This is a genomic window from Kitasatospora sp. NPDC004669 (assembly GCF_040609455.1).
GTDB lineage: Bacteria > Actinomycetota > Actinomycetes > Streptomycetales > Streptomycetaceae > Kitasatospora.
On record NZ_JBEXKB010000010.1, the window covers coordinates 131,444 to 157,103 of the forward strand.

Sequence of the window (25,660 nt, forward strand, 5' to 3'; positions counted from 1 at the left end):
TCACGCTAGCCGATGCCCGGCACCGGTCACATCCTCACGAGAACCCGCGCCCGCACCCTCAGGCGCACCTGCACCCGCACTCTCAGGCGAACCCGACGCCTCACGCGCGATCTCGGCCCGGAACCCCTCGATCAGCACCCGCAGCCCGTACTCGAAGTCGGCGTCGTGGTTGGTCATCCGCAGTACGTCCACCGCCTCGCTCAGCAGCGGCAGTTCGCGCAGCGCCTCGTCCGGGAAGGGCGGCCGGGCGCGCTCTGCGGCGTCCTGCCGCCAGGCCTGCTCCTCGGTGACCCAGCCCATGATGTACCGGTCGACGGTCAGCAGCAGCCGCAGCGCGGTGCGCGGGCGCAGTCCGGCCCGGCACAGGGCGCCCAACTGGGCCTCGACCGCCGGAAGTTCGTCTTCGGTGGGCAGCGTGCCGGCGTGCACCCGGGCACCGTCACGGTAGGCGAGCAGGGCGTTGCGCTTGGCCCGGGCGTCGGCGGCGATCCACTCGGGCCAGTGCTCCGGGTCCGACTCACGGTCGGGCGGGAGGGCCTCGGCGAGCATCGCCTCCGCCATCAGGTCGAGCAGTTCCCGCTTGTTCTTGAAGTGCCAGTACAGCGCCGGTGACTGCACGCCGAGCTCCCGGGCGAGCCGCCGGGTGCTGAGCCCGTCGATGCCCTCCTCGTTGAGCACGCGCAGCGCGGTGCGCACCACCTCGTCGCGTTGCAGTGCCATCCGCTCGGCCTCCCGGTTATCCGCTTGCGAGACCCACCTTATCGCCGCTAAGTTCCAAGCCGGACTTTATCAGTGATAAGGACCTGACGATCACACTCAGCGACAGGTCCCGCGCACCATCGCCAAGGACGCCGTCACGAGAACGACGGCCACGAAGGGACCAACCCCCTCATGACCTCAGGAACGGACCGCGTCTGGTCCCGACTGCTGCCGAACACCGCCCCCTGGCGGTCCTCCCGGGACTTCCGGCTGACCTGGACCTCCGGCACGGTCACCCTGCTCGGCTCGATCTTCACCATGACCGCGATCCCGCTGCAGATCGCCCACCTCACCGACTCCCCGCTCGCCGTGGGCGCGGTGGGCGCGGTCGAACTCGCACCCACCATCGTGTTCGGCCTCTACGGCGGCGTGCTCGCCGACCGCGCCGACCGCCGCACCGTCGCCCTGCTCACCGAGGTCGCGCTGGCCGCGCTCAGCGCCCTGCTGCTGGCCAACGCGCTGCTCGGCACACCCGCCGTCTGGCCGCTCTACCTCGCCGCCGGACTGGCGGCGGCCATCCAGGGCCTGCAGCAGCCCTCGGTCGAGGCGATGATCCCCCGACTGGTGCCGCACGATCAGCTGGTGGCGGCCGGGGCGCTGCTCTCGCTGCGCTGGAGTATCGGCGGCGTGGCCGGGCCGGCCCTCGCCGGGGTGCTGATCGCGACCGCCGGGGTCCCGGCGGCCTACCTGGTCGACCTCGCCACCTTCCTGCTGTCGATCGCCCTGCTCGCCCAGGTCCGGCCGATCCCCTCTGAGCGCGACGCCGAGGCGCCCCGGCTGCGCGAGTTCACCGAGGGCGCCCGCTACGCGGCGCGGCGGCCCGATCTGATCGGCACCTACCTGGCCGACCTCGCGGCCACCGTCTTCGCCCTGCCCACCGCACTCTTCCCGTTCCTGGCCGAGGAGTTGGACGCGGTCTGGGCGCTCGGCCTGCTCTACTCGGCGTCCGCGGCCGGCAGCCTGATCGCGGCCGCCACCGGCGGCTGGACCGAGCGGGTGCACCGACACGGGCGGCTGGTCCTGCTCTCCGCCTCCCTGGTCGGCGCGGCCACCGCCGCGGCCGCCTTCGCCCCGGGCCTGTGGGCCGTACTGCTCTGCCTGATCGTCGCGGGCGGCGGCCACTGGATCGGCGACACCTTCCGCAGCGCCATCTGGAACCAGTCCATTCCGGACGAACTCCGAGGCCGCGCCGCGGGTCTGGAGATGCTGATCGGCTCCGCCGGGCCCGCCCTGGGCGACCTGCGGGCCGGCGGCCTCGCCGCCCGCCAGGGCATCCGGGCCGCGCTGCGCACCGGCGGTCTGCTCTGCCTGGGCAGCGGCGCCGTCCTGTCGGCAGCGCTCCCCGCGCTCTGGCGCTACGACCAGCGCGAGCACCCGCAGCACCCGCAGCACCCGCAGCACCCGCAGCACCCGCAGCACCCGCAGCAGTCGACCCCGGAGCCCAGCACGTGACCGCCGGTTCAGCCCGCCGGGAGCAGGAAGCGGTGCCGCGCGACCGACCCGCCGAGCCGGCGCGGATCGCCGGTGCCGCACCGGGCGACACGGTCGACGTCCGCCAGGGCGGCGATCCGGCACGCCCTCCCCCGGGCACCGCGCCCCGCCGACCAGCCCCGCCGCCCCGTCACCCCACCACCGCGGCCCGGACCGCGAAGGCCGCCCGTACCCGATCCGGCCGACGAGCCGCCTGACGCGAATGCGCCCCTCCCGGCCCACCGCCGTTGACCATCCACACCGCCCGGAGGTTGGCTCACCCCGAGCCGACCGCCGGGGAGTTCGACGCAACCAGTCCTCGACGCCACCAGTCCTCGACGCCACCGGGCGTCGCCGTCGACGCGGACGCGGTCGGCCGTTCCCAGGGGAGGGACCAGATGACCCGCACACGCACCACCGCCCGCCCGTCGCGGCGCCCACTGCGCGCCGTCTGCGCACTCGGCGCGGCCGCCGCACTCGCGCTCACCACCACACAGGCCGCCCAGGCAGACCCGCACCGGAAGTCCGACACCGAGCGGGTGTCCGTCGGCCTCGGCCAGGCACAGCCCGACGGCGCCTCACTCGCCGCCGGTCTGAGCGCCGACGGCCGGTACGCCGTCTTCACCTCGAACGCCACCAACCTGGTGCCCGGCGACACCAACGGCAAGTCCGACGTCTTCGTCCGCGACCTGCGGACCGGCCGCACCGAGCGGGTCGACACCGGCCCGCACGGCGCCCAGGCCAACGGGGCCTCCTTCGAGGCCACCATCAGCGGCAACGGCCGCTACGTCGCCTTCAGCTCCGACGCCACCAACCTGGTGCCCGGCGCCGACCTCGGCTTCGACGACGTCTACGTCCACGACCGCTGGACCGGCGAGACCACTCTGGTCTCCGTCGGTGAGGATCCGGGCAAGCCGCAGCCCGGCAAGTCCTCCGGCCACCCGTCGCTCAGCTGGGACGGCCGCTACCTCGCCTTCCAGTCCAACCGCACCGACCTGGCCCCGGACACGGTCACCTGGCAGGGTGCCAACATCTACGTCCACGACCTGTGGACCGGGAAGAACCGACTGGTCAGCATCGGCGCGGACGGCAAGGAGGCGAACGGTTCCTCCGCCGCCCCCGTGATCAGCGCCGACGGCGGGAGCGTCGCCTTCATCTCCAAGGCGACCAACATCACCAGCCCGGACAAGCCCGGGGCCCTCTCCCCGGACGCCGCCGCCAAGCTCACCGCCGAGGCCGCCCAGGAGTCCGACGAGCAGTTCGTCCGCGACGCCTTCACGACCGACGACCGCCCGGGGATCCTCAAACCGCACCTCTACCCGGTGTACGTCCGCGACCTGCGCGCCGAGGAGACCACCATGGCCAGCACGGACGAGAAGGGCGGCTGGCGCGGGGCGGACTCCCCCTCGCTCAGCCCGGACGGCCGGTACGCGACCTACTCGACCTGGGTCCAGCACGGCGACAACTGGTGGGAGCGGCACTTCGAGGTGTACGTCCGCGACCTGGAGGAGGGCACCGAGACCCTGGTCAGCGTCGGCCTGCCCGGGACGAAGACCACCGGGGACTCCTACAACGGCCGGATGACCGCGGACGACCGCTGGGTGTACTTCGACTCCACGGCCGCCAACCTGGTGCCGGGCGACACCAACGGTGTCTCCGACGTCTTCCGGCGCGACCTTTGGACCGGCCGCACCGAGCGGGTCAGCATCGCGGGCGACGGCGCGCAGAGCGCCGGCGCCTCGTTCGCCCCGTACGTCGACGCCCACGGGGCCACGGTGGTGTTCAGCGCGGACGACGGCACCCTCGTCCAGGGCGACACCAACAAGGTCCCGGACGTCTTCGTCCGCCACCTGCCGCGCCACTGACACGGGCCCCCGGCGTCGAGCCCGACGCCGGGGGCCGGCAGGACCCGCACACCCAGCTGTTGGGGGCGCGTCAAGCGAACACTTGCCCCGACGTCGTTGACTGACGCTTTGTCAACTATTCACCATTCCCTGTCTACCCGCATAGACCCACAGGTGGTGGCATGGACACACCGCCCGGCACATCCGTGCCGAGCCTGTGTCAGGGAGCTCCCCACATGCTTCGCGCCCACCGCATCGCCCCCGCCGTCGCGACCGTCGTGCTCGCCGCGGCCGCCCTCGCCACCGCCGGCACCGCGCACGCCGCCGCCCCCGCCTCGCACACCCGCGCCGCCCTGGACGTGACCTGCTCGCAGGCCTACCTCCCGCTGCCCGACCCGGCCTGCACCCCCGGCGCCACCAACCCGGACGTCACCCAGGACACCATCGACTCCACCATCTGCGTCCCGGGCTACAGCACCTCGATCCGCCCCTCCAGCACGTACACCAACCGCCTGAAGGTCCAGCAGATCGCCCAGTACGGCTACGAGGACACCAACACGGCGGACTACGAGGAGGACCACTTCATCCCGCTCTCCCTCGGCGGCAACCCCACCGACCCGAACAACCTGTGGCCGGAGCCGCGCTACGCCACCGGCACGAGCGGCCAGTCCTCCACCGACAAGGACACCGTGGAGTACAAGCTCTACCGCGCCGTCTGCAACCACCAGGTGGACCTGGTGCCCGCCCAGCAGGCCATCGCCACCGACTGGACCACCGCGCTCTCCGTCCTCGGCCTCGGCTGATCGGAGAGCCGATCAGAAAGCCGGTCGGAAAGCCGATCAGAAGACCGTCCGGCGCCGGCGCCCACGCCCTCACAGCGTGAGCGCCCGCGCCGAGGCGCTGATCGGCGACGGGAGTTCGGTACGACCGCGCAGATAGCGGTCCACCGCCGCGGCCGTCGCCCGCCCCTCGGCGATCGCCCAGACGATCAGCGACTGGCCGCGCCCGGCGTCCCCCGCGACGAACACGCCGTCGACACCCGTGCCGAACCCGTCGTCCCGCTCCAGCGCGCCGTCCGGCCCGACGGCCAGCCCGAGTTGGGCGAACAGCGGCTGGTCCGGCTCCGGCCCGGTGAAGCCCAGCGCGAGCAGCGCGAGCTGCGCCGGAAGGATCCGCTCGGTGCCCGCCCGGGCGCTGCGGTCGCCCGGCTCGGCCTCGGCGAAGTGCACGCCCGCCAGCCGTCCGTCCGGCCCCGGCTCGAAGCCGACCGTGGCCGCCGCGAACACCCGGGCACCCGATTCCGACTCCTCGTGCGAGGTGGTCTCCCGGTACACCTTGGGGTGGACCGGCCAGGGCTGCCCGGCCGCGCGGCGCTCCGGCGGGCGCGGGTTGATGTCCAGCTGGGTGACCGCGGCCGCGCGCTGGCGCAGCGCCGTCCCCAGGCAGTCGGCCGCGGTGTCCCCGCCGCCGACGATCACCACCTGCCGCCCCTCCGCGGACAGCGGCGAGGCCGCGCAGTCCCCCTCGTCCACCCGGTTCGCCCAGGTCAGGTACTCCATCGCCGGGTGAACCCCGGGCATCCCGCGCCCGGGCACCGCCAACTCCCGGCAGGCCGCGGCGCCCACCGCGACCACCACCGCGTCGTACCCGGCCCGCAGCTGCTCACCGGTGACGTCCCGCCCCACCCGCACCCCGGTGCGGAACGCCGTGCCCTCGGCCCGCAGCTGGTCGAGCCGTCGCTCCAATCGGTGCTTCTCCAGCCGGAACGGCGGTATCCCGTAGCGCAGCAGGCCACCCGGGCGGTCGGCCCGCTCGTACACCGTGGTCGCGTGCCCGGCCCGGGTCAGCTGCTGGGCGGCGGCCAGCCCGGCCGGCCCCGAACCGACCACCGCGACCCGCCGCTCCGGGCCCCGCCGCTCGGGCGGCTGCGGGCGGTCCCAGCCCTGCTCCCAGGCCCGGTCGGCGATCGCCAGCTCGACGTTCTTGATCGCCACCGCGGCCCCGTCGATCGCCAGCACGCAGGCGCTCTCGCACGGCGCCGGACAGAGCCGCCCGGTGAACTCCGGGAAGTTGTTGGTCGCCAGCAGCCGCGCGGCCGCCGCCCGCCAGTCATCCTCCGCCACCAGCCGGTTCCACTCCGGCACCAGGTTCCCCAGTGGGCAGGCGGCGTGGCAGAACGGCAGCCCGCAGTCCATGCACCGCGCCGCCTGTCCGCCCACCACCGGCAGCAGCGCCCCCGGCCGGTACACCTCCCGCCAGTCCCCCAGCCGCTCCTGCGCGTCCCGCCGCGCCCGCTCCGCTCGCGGGGTGGTGAGGAAGGCCATCCGGTCTGCCATCGCGGCCTCCGGCAGGGCGTGCCGACACGGACCCGGCGGCCCACCCGGCGGCGCGCCACCGTGTGGCCACCGTACGCCCAGGAAGCAGCACAGGAAAGCCGTCGGCCGAAGAACCCCGCGCCCCGCCCGCAACTGCCGTGCGCACACCAGGGAGAATCTCCCCATGACCCACACCGTGCTGATCGCCGAGGACGACCGCGCCATCCGCGACTCGCTCGCCCGCGCCCTGACGCTGGAGGGCTACCGGGTGCGGATAGCGGCGGACGGCACCCAGACCCTCGCCGTTCTCGCCGAGCAGCGCCCGGACGTCCTGGTACTCGACGTGATGATGCCCGAGCCCGACGGCCTGGAGGTCTGCCGCCGACTGCGCGCGGGCGGCGACCGCACCCCGGTGCTGATGCTCACCGCCCGGGTCGAGGTCCCGGACCGGATCGCCGGACTGGACGCCGGGGCCGACGACTACCTGGTCAAACCCTTCGACGTGGACGAGCTGTTCGCCCGGCTGCGGGCCCTGCTGCGCCGCCGGCCGCCCGGTCCCGCCGAGGACGTGCTGACCGTGGCCGACCTCCGGGTCGATCCCCCCGCCCGCCGGGCCTGGCGCGCCGGGGAGGAGCTGGAGCTGTCCCGCACCGAGTTCGACCTGCTGGAGCTGCTGACCCGGCACGCCGGCGCCGTGCTCGACCAGACCACCCTGTACGAGCGGATCTGGGGCTACGACTTCGGCCCCGGCTCCAAGAACCTCGCGGTGTTCATCGGCTACCTTCGCCGCAAGCTCGACCGCCCCGGTCTCGCCCCGCTGATCCACACCGTCCGCGGCGTCGGCTACACGCTGCGCGAGTCGTGAGCGGCCCCGCGCGCCCGCGCCCCCGACTGCCGCGCCCGGGCCTGCGCACCACCCTCGCGCTGGCCTTCGCCGCGATGGCCGCCCTGGTCGCGGTGGTGATCGGCACGCTCGGCTACCGCGCCGCCGCCCACCTGATCCGCGACGACGAGACGGACGACTTCACCTCGGCCGTCCGGGCGGTGAGCGGCCAGGTCGAGCGCGAGAAGCTGAACCCGGGGGACTTCAGCGGCCCGAGCGGGCTGAGCGAGCAACTGCTGCACCCGATCCGGGTCACCGCTCAGGCGCTGAACGCCGACGGGACCGTCCTGTCGGGCACCGCCCACCTCGACCTCCCGACCACGGCCGCCGACCGCGAACTCGCCCGCGCCGACGCCCCCGCCCGGACGCTGACCGACGTACGCCACCTCGGCGGCAACACCTGCCGGGTGGGCGTGGTATCGCTCGGCGGCGGCCGGGGCGCGGTCCAGATCGTGCAGCAACTCGGCGACATCGAGGAGCTGTTGGAAAAACTGCGCAAGCAGATGGTGGCCGTGGTGGCCGCCGTCGTACTGATCGCCGGGGCGGCCGGCTGGCTGCTCGCCCGGCGGATCAGCGGTCGGCTGGTCCGGCTCACCGACGCGGCCGAACTGGTCGCCGCCAGCGGCCGGCTGGACGTCCCGGTGCCCGCCGCCGGGACGGACGAGGTGGGCCGGCTCGGCCGCGCCTTCGACCGGATGCTGGTCCGACTCGCCACCGCCAAGGAGAACCAGCGCCGACTGGTCCAGGACGCCGGGCACGAGCTGCGCACCCCGCTGACCAGCCTGCGTACCAACCTCTCGGTGCTGCCCGCCCTGGACCGGCTGCCGCCCGCGGAACGAGCCGCACTGATGGCCGATCTCGCCGAGGAGGCACGGGAGTTGACCCTGCTGGTGGAGGAGCTGGTGGCGCTCGCCGCGGACCGCAAGGCGGACGAGGAACCGGTCGAGGTGGTGCTGGCGGAGCTGGCCCATGCGGCCGCCGTGCAGGCGCGGCGGCGCAGCGACCGGGAGATCACCGTGGACGCGGACGACACCACCGTCACCGCCCGCCCGGACGCGCTGGCCCGCGCGGTGGGCAATCTGCTGGACAACGCCGCCAAGTTCGACCCGGCCGGAACGTCCCCGATCGAGCTGGTGGTGTGCGGCCCGCGGGTCGAGGTGCGCGACCGGGGCCCGGGCATCGACGCGGCCGACCTCGACCGGGTCTTCGACCGCTTCTACCGGGCCACCGCCGCGCGCAGCCTGCCCGGTTCGGGCCTCGGCCTGGCCATCGTGGCCGAGGTGGCCCAGTCGCACGGCGGCACCGCCTTCGCCGCCAACCGCGAGGGCGGCGGCGCGGTGATCGGCTTCACCATGGGCGGCTGACCACGCGAACGGGCCCGGTGCGTCGGAGCACCGGGCCCCGGGGTGTGTCCGACCTTTCGCGCCCGGCGGGAATCGTCGGACACACCCTCAGCGACGTCGGGATCAGACGGCGGCCAGCAGCCCTCGCCCGAGCCAGTCGGCGTCGTCCTTCACGCCCGGCAGGACGAAGAAGTACCCGCCGCCGGTCGGCGATATGTAGTCCACCAGCGGCTCGTCGATCAGCCGGGTCTGGGTGGCCTCGAACTGCCGCACCACGTCCTGCTGGTAGCAGCAGAACACCAGGCCCATGTCCAGGTTGCCGGCCCTGTCGATGCCTCGGTCGTAGTTGAAGCCGCGGCGCAGGATGCGCGAGGTGTCGGTGTCGGCGGTGCGCGGGTTGGCGAGGCGGATGTGCGCGTTGAGCGGTATCGCCTTGCCGTCCGGGTCCTTGCCGTAGTCCGGCGCGTCGGTCTCCTGGTGGCCGTCCAGCGGCGCGCCGGTGTCGCGGCGGCGGCCGAACATCTTCTCCTGCTCGGTGAGCGTGACGCGGTCCCAGAACTCGATCAGCATCCGGATGATCCGGATCACCTGGTAGCTGCCGCCGGTCGCCCAGGCGGGCTCGCCCATCCCGTCGGTGACCCAGATCAGCCGGTCCATCTCCCGGGAGGAGGTGGTGTCCGGGTTGACGATGCCGTCCTTGAAGCCGAGCAGGTTGCGCTGGGCGCCGTCCGGGCGGGACTGGTTCTGGAAGCCGTCGATCCGCCAGAGGATCTGCAGCGCGCCGCGGGTGTGCCGGGTGATGTCGCGCAGCGCGTGCAGCACGGTGTCCTGCCGGTCCGCGCAGATCTGCAGCGAGAGGTCGCCGTGCAGTTCGGCGGCCTGCAGGTTGTCGTTGGGGAAGGTCTTCATCGGCGTCAGCTTGACCGGCTTGGCCTTGGCCAGCCCGTAGCGGTCGTCGAACAGCGAGGCGCCGACGGCGACCGTGACGGTCAGGTTGTCGGTGGGCACCGTCGGGCCGAGGATGCCGCTGTCGGACGGCGGCGCGCCGACGCCGAGGTCCGGCGGGGTGCCGCCGGCGGCGAGGAACCGGATCCGCTCGGTCAGGGTCTTGAACAGGTCCTCCAGGCCCTTGCGGTCCTGGGCGATCACCTGGCAGGAGATGAAGGCGGCGTAGCCCGGGGCCGGGGTGGTGATGCCGGCCTGGTGGTCGCCGTGGAACGGGACGGCCCCGGTCTTCGACTGGTGGCTGTCCCCGGCGACGGCCTGGCCGGCGCCGAGGGTGAAGCCCCCGCCGGCGAGCACGGCGGCCCCGGCACTCGCACCGAGCGCGGCCCGCACGAAGCTGCGCCGGGCCGGTCCGGCCGGGCAGCCGCCCTGCTCGGCGGCCTGGGCGGCCTGGGCGGCGTGCGGGAAGGGGCAGGACCCGGTGGCTGCGGTCTGGTCGGTCATCAGGCGGCCTTCCGGATCTCAAGGAGTGCGGGGATGGGCGAGAGGTCTTCGAGCAGCTCGCCGGTGGCACCGTTCAGCTGGCGCCGGCTGTCGGCGGGCAGCTTGTCCAGCGGGGTCCAGCCGTCGGCGGTGCGGGCGGCGGCGACCAGGTCGCCGACCCGCTTCATCCCGGCGTTGACCCGGACCAGCACCTGCGGGTCGCGCTCGTCGAGCAGCGGCTGCAACAGGGTCAGCAGCTCCTGGGTGCCGGCCAGATTGGCCTGGGCGGTGGCCAGGTTGGTGCCGCTGCCCATGTCGGTGTCGCCGGTCAGCTCGAACTGCAGGGTGTTCTCCAGGATCTCGTGGGCGCGCAGCGGCAGGTCGCCCGGGTCGAAGTCCTGGGTGGGGAAGTCGTGCACCAGCTTGGCGACGTTCTGGGCGAGCTCGTCGGCGACCGGCGTCAGGTCGGCGGCGGACTGGCCGTGCCAGAGGCCGTACTCCAGGCGCAGGAAGCCGGTGAAGTCCTTGTCCCCGGCCTTGTCGGCGAAGCCGTCGGCGCGGCCGTCGATCTTCTTGTCGAGGTCGGCGAAGGTGCCGTAGGCGGCGCCGAGCGAGGCGTACTGCAGGTGGGCGGTGAGCCAGTCGGCCTTGGCGGCGTTGAGGTCGCCGGCGTGCACGTCGGTCTGGATCTTCTGGGTCTGCGTCATCAGGGTCGCGAGGCCCTTGACGACGTAGTCCTTGTAGCTGTCCAGCGGGGCCTTGAGGTCGTCCTCCGTGACCGGCTTGACGGCCTTGACCTCGGTGCCGCCGCTGACGTGCACGGCGGCGGAGGTGACGGCCTTCCCGCCGGTGGGCACGCAGCGCCAGGCGTAGTCGCCGGACCCGATGGTGGCGGTCAGCGCGCGGGTGGTGCCGGGGGCCAGCCCCTCGATCTCGCCGTAGACGGCGCCGGTGCCCGGGTTGACCAGGTAGACCTCGGAGACCTTGTCTCCGGTGTTGTGCATCTGGAACACCTGCTGGCCCGGCTGCGGGTCGGCGAAGCCCTTGCCGCACTCCTGCTCGGAGACCGAGACGGTGGCGGTGCTGTCCTGCTTGCCGTCCCCGGCGGCGATCACGACGCCGGCCACCACGACCGGGACGGCGACCAGCGCGGTGGGCACCACCCAGCGCGGACGGCCTGCGCGTACCGGCTCGGCCTGCTCCGCGTCCGTCTTCGTCTGCTCCGCGTCCGCCTCGGCCTCGGCACTCGCGGTCTTCTCGGCGGCCGCCGGGGCCGGGGCCGCCTTGCCGCCGCGGATGCCCTCGATGAACAGGGTCATCACGATGCTCAGGTACGCGATGTAGCCGACGACCTGGAGGACCGTCATGGTGACGGTCAGGTTGAGGGTGCCCTGGACCAGCGTGGCGTACCAGGAGGAGGCGTCCAGGTGGCCGCTCAGATCGAAGGCGTAGCTGCCGGCACCGCCGACCAGCCCGGACTCCTGCAGGTCGCGCAGGCCGTAGCCGAGCACGCCCGCCGCGACGATGATCAGACCAGCCCCGGTGATGGTGAAGAACCGGGTGAGGTTCATCTTCAGCGCCCGGCGGTACAGGCCCCAGCACATGCCGGTGGAGAGCAGCAGGCCGACGGCGGCGCCGATCAGCGGGCCGGTGGACTCCCCGGCGGTGCGGACGTTGGTCCACAGGAAGAGCGAGGTCTCCAGGCCCTCGCGGGCGACCGCGAGGAAGCTGGTGAGCACCAGCGCGCCGGCGCCCATCGCCAGCGAGGCCTGGACCTTCTCCTTCAGGTCGGCGGAGAGGGTGCGCGCCGAGCGGCGCATCCAGAACACCATCGCGGTGACGAAGCCGACCGCGATCAGGCTCAGCACCCCGCCGAACGCCTCCTGGGCGTGGCCGGAGAGGTTGGCGGCGGTGAAGGTGAGCACCGCGCCGAAGCTGAGGCTGAGGGCGACGGCCGCCGCGACGCCCGTCCACACCTGGGGCAGTCGGCCCTTCTGACCGGCCCTCACCAGAGTGGCGACCAGGATCGACACGATCAGGCCCGCTTCCAGGCCTTCGCGTAGCCCGATCAGAAAGCTGGGAAACGCCTCATCCCACATGCAGCGGGCTCCTCCCCCGGGCCGCCCCGGGTTGTACCTGTCCTCGGCGCGCCGCCGTGGTGACGGCGGAACGGCACGGCGAACGCCCCGGACACCGAGGTCCGGGGCGCTTCGCTTAGCTTAGGCAAACCTTAGAGCCGTCATGGTCAACCGCACCCCTGCTTCCGGTAAGGGTTCGGTATGGGAACGTCCATGCGACCGTCAACTCTGCCGGTCACAGGGGCAGAGGGAGACCGGCGTCACCCCCACCACTGCTCGGGCGCCTCCGGCTCCGGAGGGACCGTCACCGGTTCGGCGCAGCGCACCAGCAGTTCCCCCTCCCCCGTCTCGGCGACCAGGAAGCCGCGCTCGCGCAGGACGAGCGCGGCCGCGCCGCTCACCGCCGCTCGCGCCTCCCCGGAGGGCGGCCCGTCCGGCGCGACACCCGGCGACCAGCCGAGTACCACGCCCTCGGGGTGGTGGCCGATCGACAGCGGTGAGGGGCCCGACCCGGTGTCGAACCCGGCGCGGGCCAGGGCCTCGGTGACGTCCTCGAAGAGTTCACGGTGATCCACCATTGGCGCAGCGTAGGCCCCGGCCCGCGCGACTCCCGGACGCGGCGCGCGCCGAAACGGTTCAGCTGCACCCGGGCGCAGCATCGACGCCCGCTGGGCCGACCGGGGCCAGCCGATCGGGCGTCAGGAACCCCCGTCCGGCCCGACACGAGCGGCCGGACGGACCGATGGACGTGCACAGTCGGCCCCCTGCCGACAGCATGACAGAGTAAGCGCTCCATCACCCTGAGCAACGGGTCCAGCGGAACACCTGGTCCGCGCGCCGGTCCGACCGGCGGGCCCGTATCGAGAGGTCCCATGATCACAACACTTCGCCGGGCGGGGCTCCCGCCGGCGGGCCTCCACCACGGCACGCCGGGAATGCCGGGGAGCCCGTCGTGAGAGCCGACCAGCAGTCGCAGCCGGGACCGGTGACCAGCACGCGCGCCAAGCCCGCCAACAAGGCCGAGGCCCTGGCCGACTGGACCGACGGCCGGCTCGGCATCTACTCCCTGGCCAAGTCCAACCTGCGCAAGATCTTCCCCGACCACTGGTCCTTCATGCTGGGCGAGATCGCGCTCTACACCTTCGTCATCATCATCCTGACCGGCGTCTGGCTGACCTTGTTCTTCCAGCCGAGCATGGGCGAGGTCGTCTACGAGGGCTCCTACGTCCCGCTCAGGGGCATCCAGATGTCCCAGGCCTACGCCTCGACCATCGACATCAGCTTCGACATCCGCGGCGGCCTGCTGATCCGCCAGATCCACCACTGGTCGGCGATCGTGTTCGTCGCCGCGATGCTGACGCACATGATGCGTGTCTTCTTCACCGGCGCGTTCCGCAAGCCGCGCGAGATCAACTGGGTCTTCGGCGCGCTGCTGCTGTTCCTCGGCATGTTCGACGGCTTCATGGGCTACTCGCTGCCGGACGACCTGCTCTCCGGCACCGGCATCCGGTTCATGGAGGGCGCGATCCTGGCCGTGCCGATCGTCGGCACGTACATCCAGATGTTCATGTTCGGCGGGCAGTTCCCGGGCGTCCTCATCGTGCCGCGGCTGTTCACCGTGCACATCCTGCTGATCCCGGGAATCATGGTGGGCCTGCTCGCGGCGCACCTGATCCTGGTCTTCTACCACAAGCACACCCAGTTCGCCGGACCCGGCCGCACCAACAAGAACGTGGTCGGCATGCCGCTGATGCCGGTCTACATGGCCAAGGCGGGCGGCTTCTTCTTCCTGGTCTTCGGGGTGGTCGCGTTCATGGCGGCGATCGCCACGGTCAACCCGATCTGGGCGTACGGCCCGTACCGGCCCGACCAGGTGTCCACGGACGCCCAGCCGGACTGGTACATGGGCTTCTCCGAGGGCCTGATCCGCGTCATGCCCGGCTGGGAGATCAGCGTCTGGGGCGGCCACACCCTGAACCTCGGGGTGTTCATCCCGCTGATCATCTTCCCGACCGTGCTGGTGCTCCTCTGGGGCTACCCGTTCATCGAAGCCTGGGTCACCGGGGACCGCGGCGAGCACCACATGGCCGACCGCCCGCGCAACGCCCCGGTCCGCACGGCTTACGGCGCGGCCTGGATGGGCCTGTACCTGGTGCTGCTGGCCGGTGGCGGCAACGACCTGCTCGCCACCCACTTCCGCCTGTCGATCAACACGATCACCTACTTCGTGCGGGCCGGCTTCTTCGCCGTACCGGTGGTCGTCTTCGTGATCACCAAGCGGTGGTGCCTGGGCCTGCAGCGGCGGGACAAGGAGAAGGTGCTGCACGGCCGGGAGACCGGTGTCATCCAGCGGCTGCAGCACGGTGAGTACATCGAGGTGCACGCACCGCTGCCGCAGGGCCGGATGTACACCCTCACCGCGCACGACCAGCCCGAGCCGGTCGTCCTGGAGCCCGAGGTGGACGAGAACGGCGTGGCCCGCAAGGCCGGACTGTGGACCCGCACCCGCGCCAAGCTGTCCCGCGGCTTCTTCGGCGAGGGCAGCCAGATCCCCAAGCCGACCGTCGAGGAGCACGAGGAGATCAGCAGCGGCCACGGCCACCACTGATCCCCGCACCGAAGTCAGCGAGGGCCCGCTGCGCCGGAAACGGCACAGCGGGCCCTCGGCGCGTCCTGGGCCGCTCAGCCCCGCAGAGCGGCGGGGACGACGGCGAACAGCGCGGCCGCCAGGGTGACGGTGAGGCAGAGCGCCGCCCAGCGGGCGCAGATCCGGCGGCACTCGGCGCGGTAGCGGGTGGCCAGTCGGCGGCAGCGGTCGACGGCGCGGTCCACCACCTCCTCGGCGTAGCGCAGCCGGTCGGCGGCGTAGGCCTGTTCGAGGCTCTCCCGTTCCGCGTCCGGCAGCCAGGGGAACTGCGCGGCGAAGGCCCTGGCGTCCCGTCCGGCCGCCGCGACCTCCGCCTCCCAGGCGAGGAAGCCCTCGATCCGGGCGATCTCCACCCGGGGGTTCACCCGGCCGCCGACGTCGTCGGCGGGCCTGCCCTGGCGAGGGCTCCGCGCTCTCGGCGGACGCTGTCTGCCACCCATGGCCGCTCCTCAAGTCCTGTCGAGTCGTCCCGCCGGAAAACCTGCGGGGATGGGCTCCCGATCGGGTCGCTCCGCAACCAGGCAACTACTACCAGCGACAAACCGCAGGTGGCGGGCGGCTCGCCATGGCCCGTCCGGCGGGGAGAAACTTGCGCGCCACGCACTATTGCGTGACACGCAGTTTTTCCGGGACAGTGGAGCCCATGACGAACGGGCGGCCCGGTCTACGGGAACGGAAGAAGGCCGCGACGCGGGAGGCACTGAGCCGGGCGGCGCTGTGCCTGGCGGTGGAACGGGGGCTGGAGAACGTCCGAGTGGAGGACATCGCGGCCGCGGCCGGGGTGTCCCCGCGCACCTACAACAACTACTTCTCCAGCAAGGCCGAGGCGATCGTCTTCCGGCACCGCGACCGGATCCTGCAGGCCACCGAGGCACTGCGGGCCCGTCCGGCGGAGGAGCCGTTGTGGGAGGCGCTGGCCCACGCCCTCGTCGCACCGTACGACGGCGCGCCCGACGAGCCCGACCCGCGATGGACCGCCGCCGTGCGGCTGCTGCTGCGCGAGCCGTCGCTCCAGGCCGAGTTGTTCCGCGGCGGCGCGGCGATCCGGGCCGAGCTGGCGGCGGCGGTGGCCGCCCGGACCGGGACCGACGCCGACCGGGACCTCTACCCGAAGCTGGTCGCCTCGGCCGCGCTCTCCGCGCTGCAGGTCGCCAACGAGCACTACCTGGCCGCCGACCCGGTGGTGCCGTTCCAGCCGCTGTTCGCCGAGGCGCTGCGGCAGCTGGCGGCCGGGCTGCCCGATCCGCCATCCCGGTGAACTCACCGTATCCGAGGTGGATCTGAAATGATCAACGATGTCGTCATCGTCGGTGCCGGCCCGGTCGGACTGTTCCTGGCCGGCGAACTGGCGCTGGCCGGGGTCCGGCCGGTGGTGCTGGACCGGCTGCCCGCGCGCTCGGGCGAACAGAAGGCCAACGGCCTGGTCGGCCAGGTGCTCGGGCTGCTCGACCACCGCGGCCTGCACCGGCAGCTCAGCGGCGTCCCGGGCGCACCGCAGCCCGTGCCACGCTTCGTGTTCGGCGCCTTCCCGCTGGAACTGCACCGGCTCGACCGGAACCCGCTGCACGCCGTGCCCGTGCCCCAGCACCGGATCGAGGAGGTCCTGGAGGAGCGCGCCCGCGAACTGGGCATCACCGTGCGTCGCGGCTGCGAGGTCACCGACTTCGGACAGGACGCGACCGGGGTGACCGTCGACGTCCACGGCCCCGACGGCGCCGGGCAGTTGCGCACCCGCTACCTGGTCGGCGCGGACGGCGGCCGCAGCACCGTCCGCAAGCTCGCCGGAATCGGCTTCCCCGGCGTCACCTCGTCCGACCCGGTCTCCCGCGTCGCGCACGTGCTGCCTCCCGAGGGGCTCCGCACCACCGACAACAGCGAGGTGCTGCTGCCCGGCTGCCCGACCCCGTTCCGCACGTACACCCACACCCGCACCGACCACGGCGTGATCGTCATCGCCCCCTTCGACCCTGACGCCGTCATGATCGCCACCATGGAGTGGGGCCGCCCCCCCGGTGGACGAGCGGACCCCGCTCACCCTGGACGAAATGCGCGCCAGCGTGCGCCGGGTGACCGGCGCCGACCTGCCCCTCGCCCCGGCCCGTACCGCAGGACCGTTCACCCCGCGCCGCACCGTCGGCCACAACACCCGGCTCGCCGAGCGCTACCGCGACGGCCGCGTCCTATTGGTCGGCGACGCCGCCCACGTGCACGCCGCGACCGGCGGACCCGGCCTCAACCTCGGCCTGCAGGACGCCGCCGACCTCGCCTGGAAGCTGGCCGCCGAGCTCCAAGGCTGGGCCCCGCCCGGCCTACTGGACAGCTACCACCGCGAGCGCCACCCGATCGGCGAGCGGGTGTTCATGCACTCCCAGGCCCAGATCGCGCTGATGGCCCCCGGCCACGGGACCACCGCGCTGCGTGCCCTGGTCGGCGAACTGCTCTCGCACGAGGACAACCTCGCCCGGATCGCCGCCCTGATGGCGGGCAGTGACATCCGCTACGACACCGGCTGCCCGCACCCCGCAGCCGGCGGCTTCGCCCCGGAACTCGCGCTGACCACCGCCGACGGCGCGGTCCGGCTCGCCGAACTCACCCGCGGCGGACGGGCATTGCTGCTCGACCTCACCGGCGGCTCGCTCGGCCTGACGAACCGGGCGGCCGGATGGAAAGACCGGGTGGACGTGGTGGCGGCGGAGTGCGCCGAACCGCCCGCCGGGGCGCTGCTGCTGCGCCCGGACGGGTACGTCGCCTGGGTGTCGGCGGCCGGCGAGCCGGACCAGGCCGGACTGGAACGGGCGCTGCGCACCTGGTTCGGCGAGCCGCGCGTCTGAGTACCCGTACCCGGGCGGACTGAGTACACCACCTCTGCCGGGGCAGGTCGGTGCGGCCGGAGCACGGACGGCATGAACCGATTCGCATGCACCACCGGCCGCCCGACCGCTGCCGCCCGCGGCGAGTGGTGGACGGTGCCGCAGAACGCCACCGCGGTGTACCTGGTCCTGCTGTTGCCGGCCGGGGTCCTCCGGGGCCTCCCCGAGATGATGACCGATTCCTGTTACGGGCCGGGCCCCTGCCCCGCGACCCACGCCCGGCCGGCGCTGGCGGACCACTCACTGCTCGCCCTGGCCTGCCTGACCGCCCTCCAGTGGCCGGTGGCCTATCTGCTGCCCAGAGCGCGGCCGGCGGCCGCGATGCTCCCGATGCCCGCGCTGGTGGTCGCGATGTTCGGCATCGAAGCGGGAACGTGACCCGGACGGCCCCGCACTTCTGACGAAAACTCAACTATCGTCGTCGCGGCCGTTCCAGGAGGAGCGGACGACTTCGAAACGACGGGGACACTGTGCGCATCGGAATCATCGGCACGGGCACGGTCGGGCAGACCCTGGGCAGCAAGCTGGTCTCGCTCGGCCACCGGGTGACACTGGGCTCGCGCGGCAAGGACAACGAGAAGGGGCTGGCCTGGGCCCAGCAGGCCGGCCCCGACGGACACACCGGGACCTTCGCCGAGGCCGCGGCCTTCGGCGAGGTGGTGCTGAACGCCACCGGCGGGACGGTCTCGCTCGCGGCGCTGCGCGCGGCCGGGGCCGAGCAGCTGGCCGGGAAGCTGCTGATCGACGTCTCCAACCCGCTGGTGTTCGGCCCCGACGGCGCGGTGACCCTCGACCCGGTGAACACCGACAGCGTCGGCGAGCAGATCCAGCGCGAGTTCCCCGGGGCCCGGGTGGTGAAGGCGCTCAACACGCTGAACTGCGACCTGATGGTCGACCCGGGCCGGCTGGCCGGTGAGCACAACCTGTTCATCGCCGGGAACGACGCGACCGCCAAGGCCGAGACGGTCGCGCTGCTGGGCGAGTTCGGCTGGCCCGCCGAGTGGATCGTCGACCTCGGGGACATCTCCGGCGCCCGGGCGACCGAGATGATGATGCCGTTCTGGCTCCGGATGATGGGCCACTTCGGCAGCGCCGAGTTCAACTACTCCTTCCAGCGGGGCAAGTAGACCGGCGGGCCCGCCCCCTCGTCCGGCGAGGGGGCGGGCCCGGCGGAAGCGTTCCGGCGGTGGGGGACAATGGACCACATGTCCCGACGTCGTTCCGCGCCCCGCACCGCCGCTCCCCGGCTGCTGCCCTCCTCCCCGTGCCCGTGCGGCCTGCCCGCCGCCTACGGCGACTGTTGCGGCCGACTGCACCGCGGCCAGGCGGCGGCCACCACCGCCGAGTCGCTGATGCGCTCCCGGTTCAGCGCCTTCGCCGCCCAGGACGAGGCCTACCTGCTGCGCACCTGGCACCCGGACACCCGCCCCGCCGAGGTGGACTTCGACCCGGCGCTGCGCTGGACCCGGCTGGAGGTGGTCTCCACCACCGAGGGCGGCGCCTTCCACGCCGAGGGCACGGTCGCCTTCCGGGCGCACTGGACCGAGGGTGGCGAGGAGGGTGTGCTCACCGAGCACAGCCGGTTCGTCCGGCACGAGGGCGCCTGGGTGTACCTGGACGCCCTCTCGCTCGGCTGAGGCTCCGCCGACGGGTGCCGCCTACAGGTAGTCGTCCAGGCGGCCCAGCGAGAAGCCGGCCGCGGTGACGTCGTTGACCACCTTGCGCAGCAGGTCCGGCATGGTGGCCTTCCAGTCGGCGGTGCCCCGGAAGTGGGTGAGGATGATGTCGCCCGGGTGCAGCTTCCGGTCGTCGTAGCGCCACTCCATGTGGTCCGGGAAGGCCTCCTCGTTCCACATCGGCACCGCCTGCACGCCGCAGGACGCGGCCGCGCGCAGGGTGTCGTCGTTGTACTCGCCGTACGGGGGCCGGAAGAGCCGGGGGCGGACACCGATCTGCTGCTCCAGCTGGTCCTGCTGGTTGCAGATCTCCTGGCGCTGGGTCTCGTAGTCGAGGACCTTGAGGTTGCGGTGGTTGATCGTGTGGTTGTTGATCTCCACGCCCTGCTTGTGCAGGTCCCGGTAGTAGCCGTAGTTGTCGCGGACGAGGTAGTCGGAGAGGAAGGCGCTGAGCGGGATCCCCAGTTCCCCGGCCATCCTGGAGAACGCCGGGTCCTTCTCAAAGCCGTCGTCGACGGTCAGGAAGACCACCTTGTCGTCGGTCGGCACCCGGAACACCACGGGCGGGCGGCCGTCCTTCAGCTTGACGCCCTGCACCGGGGTGAGCGCGACCCTGGTCGCCGGGCGGGGCGGTGCCTTCAGCGGCGGGCGGTCCAGGCCCCAGCGCTGTGCGGTCTCCAGAGCGGCGCGGGCGACCGACTCCCGGCGGGCCACCACCTCGCCGCTGGTCTCCTCCTCCTGGTGGGCCAGCCCCGGCAGCGGGTGCGGCGCGGCGGGCGGGCCGGCCGCCCCTCGGCCCGCTGTGGCGGCTCCGGCAGCGGGTACCGAACCCGCCCCGGCCGGGGCCGCCTTCGGCTGGGCGGGGGCGGCGGGCCCGGCGCAGCCGGCGACCACGGCGGAGAGGCAGACGGCGGCCAGCAGGCCGGCCCGCGCACCGCCCCGCTTCCCCTGACTCCCCCTCAGACCTGCGCTAGTGCGACAAACTGATGGTCCGTTCATAGCTGCAAGTGCTCCCCCGTCGCGCACCACCGCCAATCCCCCCATCACCCGTCCGGGGCAACGGCGCACCGGTCGCCTTGCCGTTCCTTTGCCGAAGCAGCCGGACCCGGGACGAAAACCCTTTGCGGCGCCGGCGACCGGGAACGGATCATGCGCGCATGACGAACAACGCGCCCCGCCGCCCCGACCTCTGGGCCGTCGCCACGGCCGACGTGACCACACCCGAGGCCCTGGAGCTGCTGCGCGAGTACTACTACGACGTGGCCAACCGCTACTACCGCCTCCACCTCGGCCGGGATTGCACCCCGGAGGAGCTGGAGACCGGCCTCGCCCACTCCCCCAGCGACGACCTCGCCGCGCCGACCGGCCTCTTCCTGCTCGGCCGCTACAACGGCACCGCCCACTCCTGCGCCGGCCTGCGCCGTTACGACGCCACCACGGTGGAGCTCACCCGCGTCTTCGTCCGCGCCACCGTCCGCGGCACCGGCGGCGGCGCCCGCCTCCTCGCCGCCGTCGACGAGGCCGCCCGCACCATGGGCGCCGGCCGGATCATCCTCGACACCCGCCTCGACCTGGTCGAAGCCCGCGCGCTGTACCTGCGGAACGGCTACCGGGAGATCCCCGCCTACAACAGCGGGCCGTACGCCCAGGTCTGGTACGGCAAGGACCTCACCGTGGCTGTGCAGTAGCCGAGTTGACTCCTCACCGACGGCCGGGCCTACCGCGCACCCGCCTCCGAGCAGCAGTCCAGGGCCGCCTCCAGTTCGGCGGCCGAGGGCGGGTTGGCGCCGGGGCGGGAGACGGTGAGGGCGGCGGCCGTTACGGCCTGGGCGAGGCAGCCGGCCAGGTCGGTGCCGCAGGCGCGGGCGTGCAGGAGGGCGGCCATGAAGGAGTCCCCGGCGCCGACGGTGTCCGCGACCGGGACCGGGACGGCCGGCGCCTGCTCGCGGCCGCCGTCGGAGCTGAGGGCGAAGGCGCCCTCGGCGCCGAGGGTGACGGCGACCAGGGCGGGACCGAGGGTGAGCCAGCGCTCGGCGGCGGCCTCCGCGGGCTCGCCCGGGTAGAGCCAGGCCAGGTCCTCGTCGCTGGCCTTGACCAGGTCGCTCAGCGCCACGCAGCGCTCGACCCGGCGGACGGCCTCCGCCCGCTCGCCCATCAGCGCGGGGCGCACGTTCGGGTCGTAGCTGACCTGCGCCCGGCCGCGCCACCGTTCCACCAGGGCCAGCACCGAGGCCGCGCCCGGTTCGGTGACCGCGCCGATCGAGCCGAGGTGGATCGCCCCGGGGGCGGTGGCGAGGTCGGTCCGCGGGAGGGTCCAGCCGATGTCGAAGGTGTACCGCGCCCGCCCCTGCCCGTCCAGCCGGACCACCGCCGAGGGCGTCCGCGCCACCTCGGCGGCCCGGACCTCCACCCCGACGGACTCCAGGTGTTCGCGGATCAGCCGCCCGTTGTCGTCCGCCCCCAGTTCGGTGAGCAGCGCGGCGGGCCGGCCCAGCCGGGCCAGGCCGTAGGCGAGGTTCGCGGGACTTCCGCCGGGGTGCACGACGTCCGGGGCCCCGTCCGTGCGGACGATGTCGGCGACGCACTCGCCGATCACCAGAACGTGTGAATCAGGGCTGGTCACTGCGGCTCCTGGCATCCGGTACGCGGGCGTCGTCTCGGGCGCCAGCCTAAGGGGTGCGGCCGCCTACGGGGTGCTTCCGGGAGCCGCCAGGGCATGGAGTACGGCCGCCGGACCTGGCCAGGTTCTCCGACGGCCGTGGCCCCGTCCGTCAGGGGGCGGAGCACTTCGAACGCTAGACCCCGTCCGGGCGCCCCGCCATCGCGCTGAGCCGTCCGGGGGATGTCCGGGTGGCGTCACGATCCGGGCCGGTCCCGGCCGCGCGGGCCGGACGGTCCACTAGCATCCGTGTCCGGTGCGTCGCGCGCGTACCGCTGCACGGCCCCGATCGTTCGGCTCCCGAAGTGCGGTGATCACCCTGCTCAGGCCCCGTGCCGGTCTCGCCCTGACGCTCGCGCTCAGCGCGGCGCTGCTGTCCGCCAGTGTCCCGTCGGCCACCGCCGCGGACGGGCTGGGCGATCCGGTCTTCCCCTCGCTCGGCAACACCGGCTACCGGGCGCTCGCGTACGACCTCGCGTTCGAGTACCGGGCCGACACCCGCACGGTGGACGCCACCGCGGTGATCACCGCCCGGACGTCCCGGACGCTCGCCGACCTGTCGCTGGACGCGCTCGGCCTGAAGGTGCGGGCCGTCCGGGTCGACGGGCGGCCGGCCGAGTTCACCACCCACGACGAGAAGCTGACCGTCACCCCGGCGAAGCGGCTGCCCCGCGGCACCACCGTGCGGCTGACCGTCGAGTACACGGCCGACCCTCGCGCCAAGCTGCCGCACACCGGCTGGGTCCCGACCCCGGACGGCTTCGCGGTGGCCGGCCAGCCGGCCACCGCCCACACCGTGTTCCCGTGCAATGACCACCCCAGCGACAAGGCCCGCTTCACCATCGCGGTGACCGCGCCGGACAGCCTGCTGGGCGTGGCCAACGGGGAGTTGGCGGATACCGAGCGGCTGGGCGACGGCCGTACCACCCGGCGGTACGTCTCCCGCGAGCCGATGGCCACCGAGCTGGTCCAGGTCTCGGTCGGCGACTACACCGTCCGGGAGCGCACCGGCCCGCACGGGCTGCCGCTGCGCGATGTCGTCCCGACCGCCCGAGCCGCCGGGCTGGAACCGGCCCTGAACCTCACTGCCGACCAACTCAGCTGGGCCGAACAGCACTTGGGAGCGTTCCCGTTCGAGTCCTACGGCCTGATGCCCGCCAACACCGACGACCCGGCGGCCTTCGCCTTCACCGGCCTGGAAACCCAGACCCTCACCCTCTACAAGCCGAACTTCCTGCGCCAGAGCGAGTCGGCGATCGGCTCGCACATGATGCACGAGCTGGTGCACTCCTGGTTCGGCGACAGCGTCTCCCCCGCGACCTGGGCCGACCTGTGGCTCAACGAGGGGCACGCCGACTTCTACGGCCTCACCTACCGCTACGAGCGCGGCTGGCCGGACGCCTGGGGCTACACCACCCTGGCGGACCGGATGCGCTACCTGTACGGCCTCGGAGACCAGTGGCGGCACGACGCCGGGGCGGTCGCCTCCCCCACCGCCGACCACCTCTTCGACAACCAGCGCTACACCGGCGGCGCGCTGGTGCTGTTCGCGCTGCGGGAGAAGGTCGGCGCGGACACCTTCGACCGGATCGAGCGCACCTTCCTGCGCGAGCACCGGTACGGCACCGCGACCACCGAGGACTACGTCCGCACGGCCTCCGCGGTGTCGGGGCAGGACCTCGGCGGGTTCCTCACCGATTGGCTGTACGGGCTGCGTACGCCGCCGATGCCGGGGCACCCGGACTGGACGGTGGGACCGGTGTCCTCGACGCCGCCCGCCGCCGCCCGGCGGCTCGAAACCGAGGCGGCGCAGGGGTCGGGGACGCTCTGATCTGCTTTCGAACGGTCTGATGGCTTTCGCCCGCCCGGTCGCGCGGGGAAGTGCGTCCGGGCGCTCCCCGCGCGCCCCTGACCGGTCGGGGCCGGGCGGGCCATGGTGGTTCCCACGGCCCGCCCGCCGCCCGGCCGAGTCCCGGCCGGCTCGCGGGCCGTCCAAGGTCTGCGGCCCGCCACCCTCGCGCCTGCCCACCCTGCCCGCCTGCCCGTCCGCCCGTCTGCCCGCCGTGAGAAAATATCCGCCGTATGCAGGCAACCCGCACCGCCGCCCACCGCGTTCAGCAGCCGTGAGAACGACACCATCGAGGACGCGGCCCAACCGGCCGCCACGGCTGACAGGAACGGTGCGGGGACCATGGCGGGGACGGCAGCAGGATGAGGGACGCAACACCGGACTTCGCAGAGTTCGTCGCCGCCTGCAGTCCGAAACTGTTGCGCACGGCCTGGCTGCTGACCGGCGACCCGCACCAGGCCGAGGACCTGCTGCAGACCGCGCTGGCCAAGGTCTGGCCCCGCTGGGAGCGGATCGCGCCCGACCGGCCCGAGGCCTATCTGCGGAAGGTGCTGGTCAACTGCCACGTCTCCTGGTGGCGGCGGCGCTGGACCGGGGAACTACCGCACGGCGAACTGCCGGAGCCGCCGCCGGCGGCCGCCGACCCCTTCGAGGGGGTGGTGCTCGGCCAGGTGGTCGCCGAGGCGGTCCGGGCACTGCCGCCGCGTCAGCGCGCCGTGGTGGTGCTGCGCTTCTTCGAGGACCTCAGTGTGGAGGAGACCGCCGAGGTGCTGCGCTGCACCACCGGCACGGTGAAGAGCCAGACGCACCGGGCCCTGGCCTCCCTGCGCGGACGGCTCCCGGCCCGGGAACTGCTGCTGGACGGGGGAAGCCGTGAGCTGGTCTGAACCGAGGCGCGGCGGCCGGGAGACCGAGGAGGAGGAGCTGCGCGTCCTGCTGCACCGGGCCGTCCCCGCCCTGGCCACGCCGGAGGACCGGATGGAGCGGGTGCTCGAACGCGCCGACCGGAGCAGGCGACGGCGGCGGGCCACCGGGCTCGGACTCGGCCTCACCGGCGGGCTGCTCGCCGCTGTGCTGGCCGCCGCGCCGGCGATCGCCCCGGCGCCGGACCGGGGCGCGGTCGGGCCGGCAGCGGAGCGCCCGGCGGGCACCTCTTCGCCCTCGAACGCGCCGACGCCGTCCGTCTCGCCCACGCAGGCCGGGAGCCTCGTGCGCTTCCCGCAGGCCGAAGGTCTCACCGCGGCCCTGCCGCCGGGCTGGTACGTACAGGTCTCGGGCGTGGACGGCCCGAGCGACCACCTCGGCTACCTGGCCAACCGGCAGTTCGACACGAAGGTCCCCTGTCCCCAGGAGGCCGTCTTCTGCCCGCCGATCGGAGCGCTGACCTCGGACCGGGCCCTCCTCACCGTGAAGAAGGTCGGGTTTGCGGACTCGGTCGGGACGGCCAACGGGGAGAGCGCGGGCATGGTCGACATCGCAATCGACAAGGACTGCGCCAGCCAGAACGGCAGCCGGGAGCTCGTCGGCCACCGGGGCGTCTCCCTCCGGAACACCACCGTGCGGATCGAGCTGACGGCCTGTGTCCGGGTGCCCTCGGACCGGACGCTGCAGCAGGTGCAGCAGGTACTCGAATCGATCCGGGTCGCCCGCTGACCTTCCACCCCTCCTCCTGACCACTCGTCGACGAAACGGATTCGCCATGTCCCTACCCCGTCACGCCCTCGTGGGGTTGGCGGCGCTTCTCCTGACGGGCTGCGCGCCCGCAGGCCCGCCGTCCGGCCCGGCCCTCGACGCGCGGGCCGCGCCCTCCGCCGCCGCGCCGTCGCCCCCCACCCCGCC

23 protein-coding genes and 1 pseudogene are annotated in these 25,660 nt (G+C 73.3%); 16 read left to right on the forward strand and 8 right to left on the reverse strand.

Going from position 1 to position 25,660, the window contains the following annotated elements:
• Positions 1-720: a TetR/AcrR family transcriptional regulator C-terminal domain-containing protein gene (locus ABZW30_RS11285; protein ID WP_355670813.1), complete on the reverse strand. Its 720-nt coding sequence runs from the start codon at positions 718-720 to the stop codon at positions 1-3.
• A gap of 171 nt (positions 721-891) precedes the next feature.
• Between ABZW30_RS11285 and ABZW30_RS11290 the strand changes: the two genes are divergently transcribed.
• The 3 genes from ABZW30_RS11290 to ABZW30_RS11300 all read left to right on the forward strand — a co-directional run bounded on the left by ABZW30_RS11290 (position 892) and on the right by ABZW30_RS11300 (position 4,876).
• The gene (locus ABZW30_RS11290; protein WP_355670814.1) at positions 892-2,211 is read left to right on the forward strand and encodes an MFS transporter; all 1,320 of its coding nucleotides are present in this window, start codon (positions 892-894) and stop codon (positions 2,209-2,211) included.
• 416 nt (positions 2,212-2,627) lie between these two features.
• Positions 2,628-4,094 (forward strand): hypothetical protein, encoded by a 1,467-nt coding sequence (locus tag ABZW30_RS11295; protein ID WP_355670815.1) that lies wholly within the window; start codon positions 2,628-2,630, stop codon positions 4,092-4,094.
• Between the two features lie 215 nt (positions 4,095-4,309).
• Entirely contained in the window at positions 4,310-4,876 is a 567-nt protein-coding gene (locus ABZW30_RS11300) for a hypothetical protein (RefSeq protein WP_355670816.1), read from the forward strand.
• 69 nt (positions 4,877-4,945) lie between these two features.
• Here the strand turns inward: ABZW30_RS11300 and ABZW30_RS11305 are convergent, their stop codons facing one another.
• Positions 4,946-6,409, reverse strand: a complete 1,464-nt coding sequence (locus ABZW30_RS11305) for a glutamate synthase subunit beta (protein WP_355670817.1) — start codon at positions 6,407-6,409, stop codon at positions 4,946-4,948.
• Positions 6,410-6,572: 163 nt separating this feature from the next.
• On the opposite strand from ABZW30_RS11305, the gene ABZW30_RS11310 reads away from it, so the two are divergent.
• A complete protein-coding gene (locus ABZW30_RS11310; protein ID WP_355670818.1) occupies positions 6,573-7,253 on the forward strand; it encodes a response regulator transcription factor in 681 nt (226 codons plus the stop codon).
• Positions 7,250-8,635, forward strand: coding sequence for an ATP-binding protein (locus tag ABZW30_RS11315; RefSeq protein WP_355670819.1), 1,386 nt, complete (start codon positions 7,250-7,252; stop codon positions 8,633-8,635). Before ABZW30_RS11310 ends, ABZW30_RS11315 begins: the two co-directional genes overlap by 4 nt.
• 102 nt (positions 8,636-8,737) lie before the next feature.
• Here the strand turns inward: ABZW30_RS11315 and efeB are convergent, their stop codons facing one another.
• The 3 genes from efeB to ABZW30_RS11330 form a co-directional block, all read right to left on the reverse strand.
• Positions 8,738-10,063: an iron uptake transporter deferrochelatase/peroxidase subunit gene (gene efeB / locus ABZW30_RS11320; RefSeq protein ID WP_355670820.1), complete on the reverse strand. Its 1,326-nt coding sequence runs from the start codon at positions 10,061-10,063 to the stop codon at positions 8,738-8,740.
• Positions 10,063-12,141, reverse strand: coding sequence for an iron uptake transporter permease EfeU (gene efeU / locus ABZW30_RS11325; RefSeq protein WP_355670821.1), 2,079 nt, complete (start codon positions 12,139-12,141; stop codon positions 10,063-10,065). Before efeU ends, efeB begins: the two co-directional genes overlap by 1 nt.
• A gap of 239 nt (positions 12,142-12,380) precedes the next feature.
• On the reverse strand, positions 12,381-12,698 hold the full coding sequence (locus ABZW30_RS11330; protein ID WP_355670822.1) for a hypothetical protein: 318 nt from the start codon (positions 12,696-12,698) through the stop codon (positions 12,381-12,383).
• 407 nt (positions 12,699-13,105) lie between these two features.
• Between ABZW30_RS11330 and ABZW30_RS11335 the strand changes: the two genes are divergently transcribed.
• The gene (locus ABZW30_RS11335; protein ID WP_355670878.1) at positions 13,106-14,728 is read left to right on the forward strand and encodes a cytochrome bc complex cytochrome b subunit; all 1,623 of its coding nucleotides are present in this window, start codon (positions 13,106-13,108) and stop codon (positions 14,726-14,728) included.
• Between the two features lie 74 nt (positions 14,729-14,802).
• On the opposite strand, the gene ABZW30_RS11340 is transcribed toward ABZW30_RS11335, so the two are convergent.
• Positions 14,803-15,207, reverse strand: coding sequence for a hypothetical protein (locus ABZW30_RS11340; protein ID WP_355670823.1), 405 nt, complete (start codon positions 15,205-15,207; stop codon positions 14,803-14,805).
• Positions 15,208-15,410: 203 nt separating this feature from the next.
• On the opposite strand from ABZW30_RS11340, the gene ABZW30_RS11345 reads away from it, so the two are divergent.
• The 6 genes and pseudogenes from ABZW30_RS11345 to ABZW30_RS11370 all read left to right on the forward strand — a co-directional run bounded on the left by ABZW30_RS11345 (position 15,411) and on the right by ABZW30_RS11370 (position 19,274).
• Positions 15,411-16,025: a TetR family transcriptional regulator gene (locus tag ABZW30_RS11345; protein WP_355670824.1), complete on the forward strand. Its 615-nt coding sequence runs from the start codon at positions 15,411-15,413 to the stop codon at positions 16,023-16,025.
• 27 nt (positions 16,026-16,052) lie between these two features.
• Positions 16,053-16,523, forward strand: a pseudogene (locus tag ABZW30_RS11350) (FAD-dependent monooxygenase); the annotation flags it as partial.
• A gap of 289 nt (positions 16,524-16,812) precedes the next feature.
• Complete coding sequence (locus ABZW30_RS11355) at positions 16,813-17,598, forward strand: FAD-dependent monooxygenase (RefSeq protein ID WP_355670825.1); 786 nt, start codon at positions 16,813-16,815, stop codon at positions 17,596-17,598.
• A gap of 72 nt (positions 17,599-17,670) precedes the next feature.
• Positions 17,671-18,015, forward strand: coding sequence for a hypothetical protein (locus ABZW30_RS11360; RefSeq protein WP_355670826.1), 345 nt, complete (start codon positions 17,671-17,673; stop codon positions 18,013-18,015).
• A 92-nt stretch (positions 18,016-18,107) separates the two neighbouring features.
• Positions 18,108-18,764, forward strand: coding sequence for an NAD(P)-binding domain-containing protein (locus ABZW30_RS11365; RefSeq protein ID WP_355670827.1), 657 nt, complete (start codon positions 18,108-18,110; stop codon positions 18,762-18,764).
• Positions 18,765-18,842: 78 nt separating this feature from the next.
• On the forward strand, positions 18,843-19,274 hold the full coding sequence (locus tag ABZW30_RS11370; protein ID WP_355670828.1) for a YchJ family metal-binding protein: 432 nt from the start codon (positions 18,843-18,845) through the stop codon (positions 19,272-19,274).
• 21 nt (positions 19,275-19,295) lie between these two features.
• On the opposite strand, the gene ABZW30_RS11375 is transcribed toward ABZW30_RS11370, so the two are convergent.
• Entirely contained in the window at positions 19,296-20,207 is a 912-nt protein-coding gene (locus ABZW30_RS11375) for a polysaccharide deacetylase family protein (protein WP_355670829.1), read from the reverse strand.
• A 263-nt stretch (positions 20,208-20,470) separates the two neighbouring features.
• Here ABZW30_RS11375 and ABZW30_RS11380 point away from each other — a divergent pair, with 263 nt between their 5' ends.
• Positions 20,471-21,001 (forward strand): GNAT family N-acetyltransferase, encoded by a 531-nt coding sequence (locus ABZW30_RS11380; protein WP_355670830.1) that lies wholly within the window; start codon positions 20,471-20,473, stop codon positions 20,999-21,001.
• A gap of 29 nt (positions 21,002-21,030) precedes the next feature.
• Here the strand turns inward: ABZW30_RS11380 and ABZW30_RS11385 are convergent, their stop codons facing one another.
• Positions 21,031-21,936: a carbohydrate kinase gene (locus ABZW30_RS11385; RefSeq protein ID WP_355670831.1), complete on the reverse strand. Its 906-nt coding sequence runs from the start codon at positions 21,934-21,936 to the stop codon at positions 21,031-21,033.
• Between the two features lie 406 nt (positions 21,937-22,342).
• Here ABZW30_RS11385 and ABZW30_RS11390 point away from each other — a divergent pair, with 406 nt between their 5' ends.
• From ABZW30_RS11390 to ABZW30_RS11400, 3 genes are all read left to right on the forward strand, one after another.
• Complete coding sequence (locus ABZW30_RS11390) at positions 22,343-23,803, forward strand: M1 family metallopeptidase (protein WP_355670879.1); 1,461 nt, start codon at positions 22,343-22,345, stop codon at positions 23,801-23,803.
• Between the two features lie 380 nt (positions 23,804-24,183).
• The gene (locus ABZW30_RS11395) at positions 24,184-24,708 is read left to right on the forward strand and encodes a SigE family RNA polymerase sigma factor (protein WP_355670832.1); all 525 of its coding nucleotides are present in this window, start codon (positions 24,184-24,186) and stop codon (positions 24,706-24,708) included.
• Complete coding sequence (locus ABZW30_RS11400; RefSeq protein ID WP_355670833.1) at positions 24,695-25,474, forward strand: hypothetical protein; 780 nt, start codon at positions 24,695-24,697, stop codon at positions 25,472-25,474. Before ABZW30_RS11395 ends, ABZW30_RS11400 begins: the two co-directional genes overlap by 14 nt.
• Positions 25,475-25,660: the final 186 nt, after the last annotated feature.

Coding starts and splice junctions, on each gene's coding strand:
- ABZW30_RS11330 (WP_355670822.1), bottom strand. CDS start 12,698: ATGGTGGATCACCGTGAACTCTTCGAGGACGTCACCGAGGCCCTGGCC.
- ABZW30_RS11305 (WP_355670817.1), bottom strand. CDS start 6,409: ATGGCAGACCGGATGGCCTTCCTCACCACCCCGCGAGCGGAGCGGGCG.
- ABZW30_RS11285 (WP_355670813.1), bottom strand. CDS start 720: ATGGCACTGCAACGCGACGAGGTGGTGCGCACCGCGCTGCGCGTGCTC.
- ABZW30_RS11295 (WP_355670815.1), top strand. CDS start 2,628: ATGACCCGCACACGCACCACCGCCCGCCCGTCGCGGCGCCCACTGCGC.
- efeB (WP_355670820.1), bottom strand. CDS start 10,063: ATGACCGACCAGACCGCAGCCACCGGGTCCTGCCCCTTCCCGCACGCC.
- ABZW30_RS11380 (WP_355670830.1), top strand. CDS start 20,471: ATGACGAACAACGCGCCCCGCCGCCCCGACCTCTGGGCCGTCGCCACG.
- ABZW30_RS11340 (WP_355670823.1), bottom strand. CDS start 15,207: ATGGGTGGCAGACAGCGTCCGCCGAGAGCGCGGAGCCCTCGCCAGGGC.
- ABZW30_RS11290 (WP_355670814.1), top strand. CDS start 892: ATGACCTCAGGAACGGACCGCGTCTGGTCCCGACTGCTGCCGAACACC.
- ABZW30_RS11360 (WP_355670826.1), top strand. CDS start 17,671: ATGAACCGATTCGCATGCACCACCGGCCGCCCGACCGCTGCCGCCCGC.
- ABZW30_RS11355 (WP_355670825.1), top strand. CDS start 16,813: ATGCGCGCCAGCGTGCGCCGGGTGACCGGCGCCGACCTGCCCCTCGCC.
- ABZW30_RS11300 (WP_355670816.1), top strand. CDS start 4,310: ATGCTTCGCGCCCACCGCATCGCCCCCGCCGTCGCGACCGTCGTGCTC.
- ABZW30_RS11370 (WP_355670828.1), top strand. CDS start 18,843: ATGTCCCGACGTCGTTCCGCGCCCCGCACCGCCGCTCCCCGGCTGCTG.
- ABZW30_RS11395 (WP_355670832.1), top strand. CDS start 24,184: ATGAGGGACGCAACACCGGACTTCGCAGAGTTCGTCGCCGCCTGCAGT.
- ABZW30_RS11345 (WP_355670824.1), top strand. CDS start 15,411: ATGACGAACGGGCGGCCCGGTCTACGGGAACGGAAGAAGGCCGCGACG.
- efeU (WP_355670821.1), bottom strand. CDS start 12,141: ATGTGGGATGAGGCGTTTCCCAGCTTTCTGATCGGGCTACGCGAAGGC.
- ABZW30_RS11310 (WP_355670818.1), top strand. CDS start 6,573: ATGACCCACACCGTGCTGATCGCCGAGGACGACCGCGCCATCCGCGAC.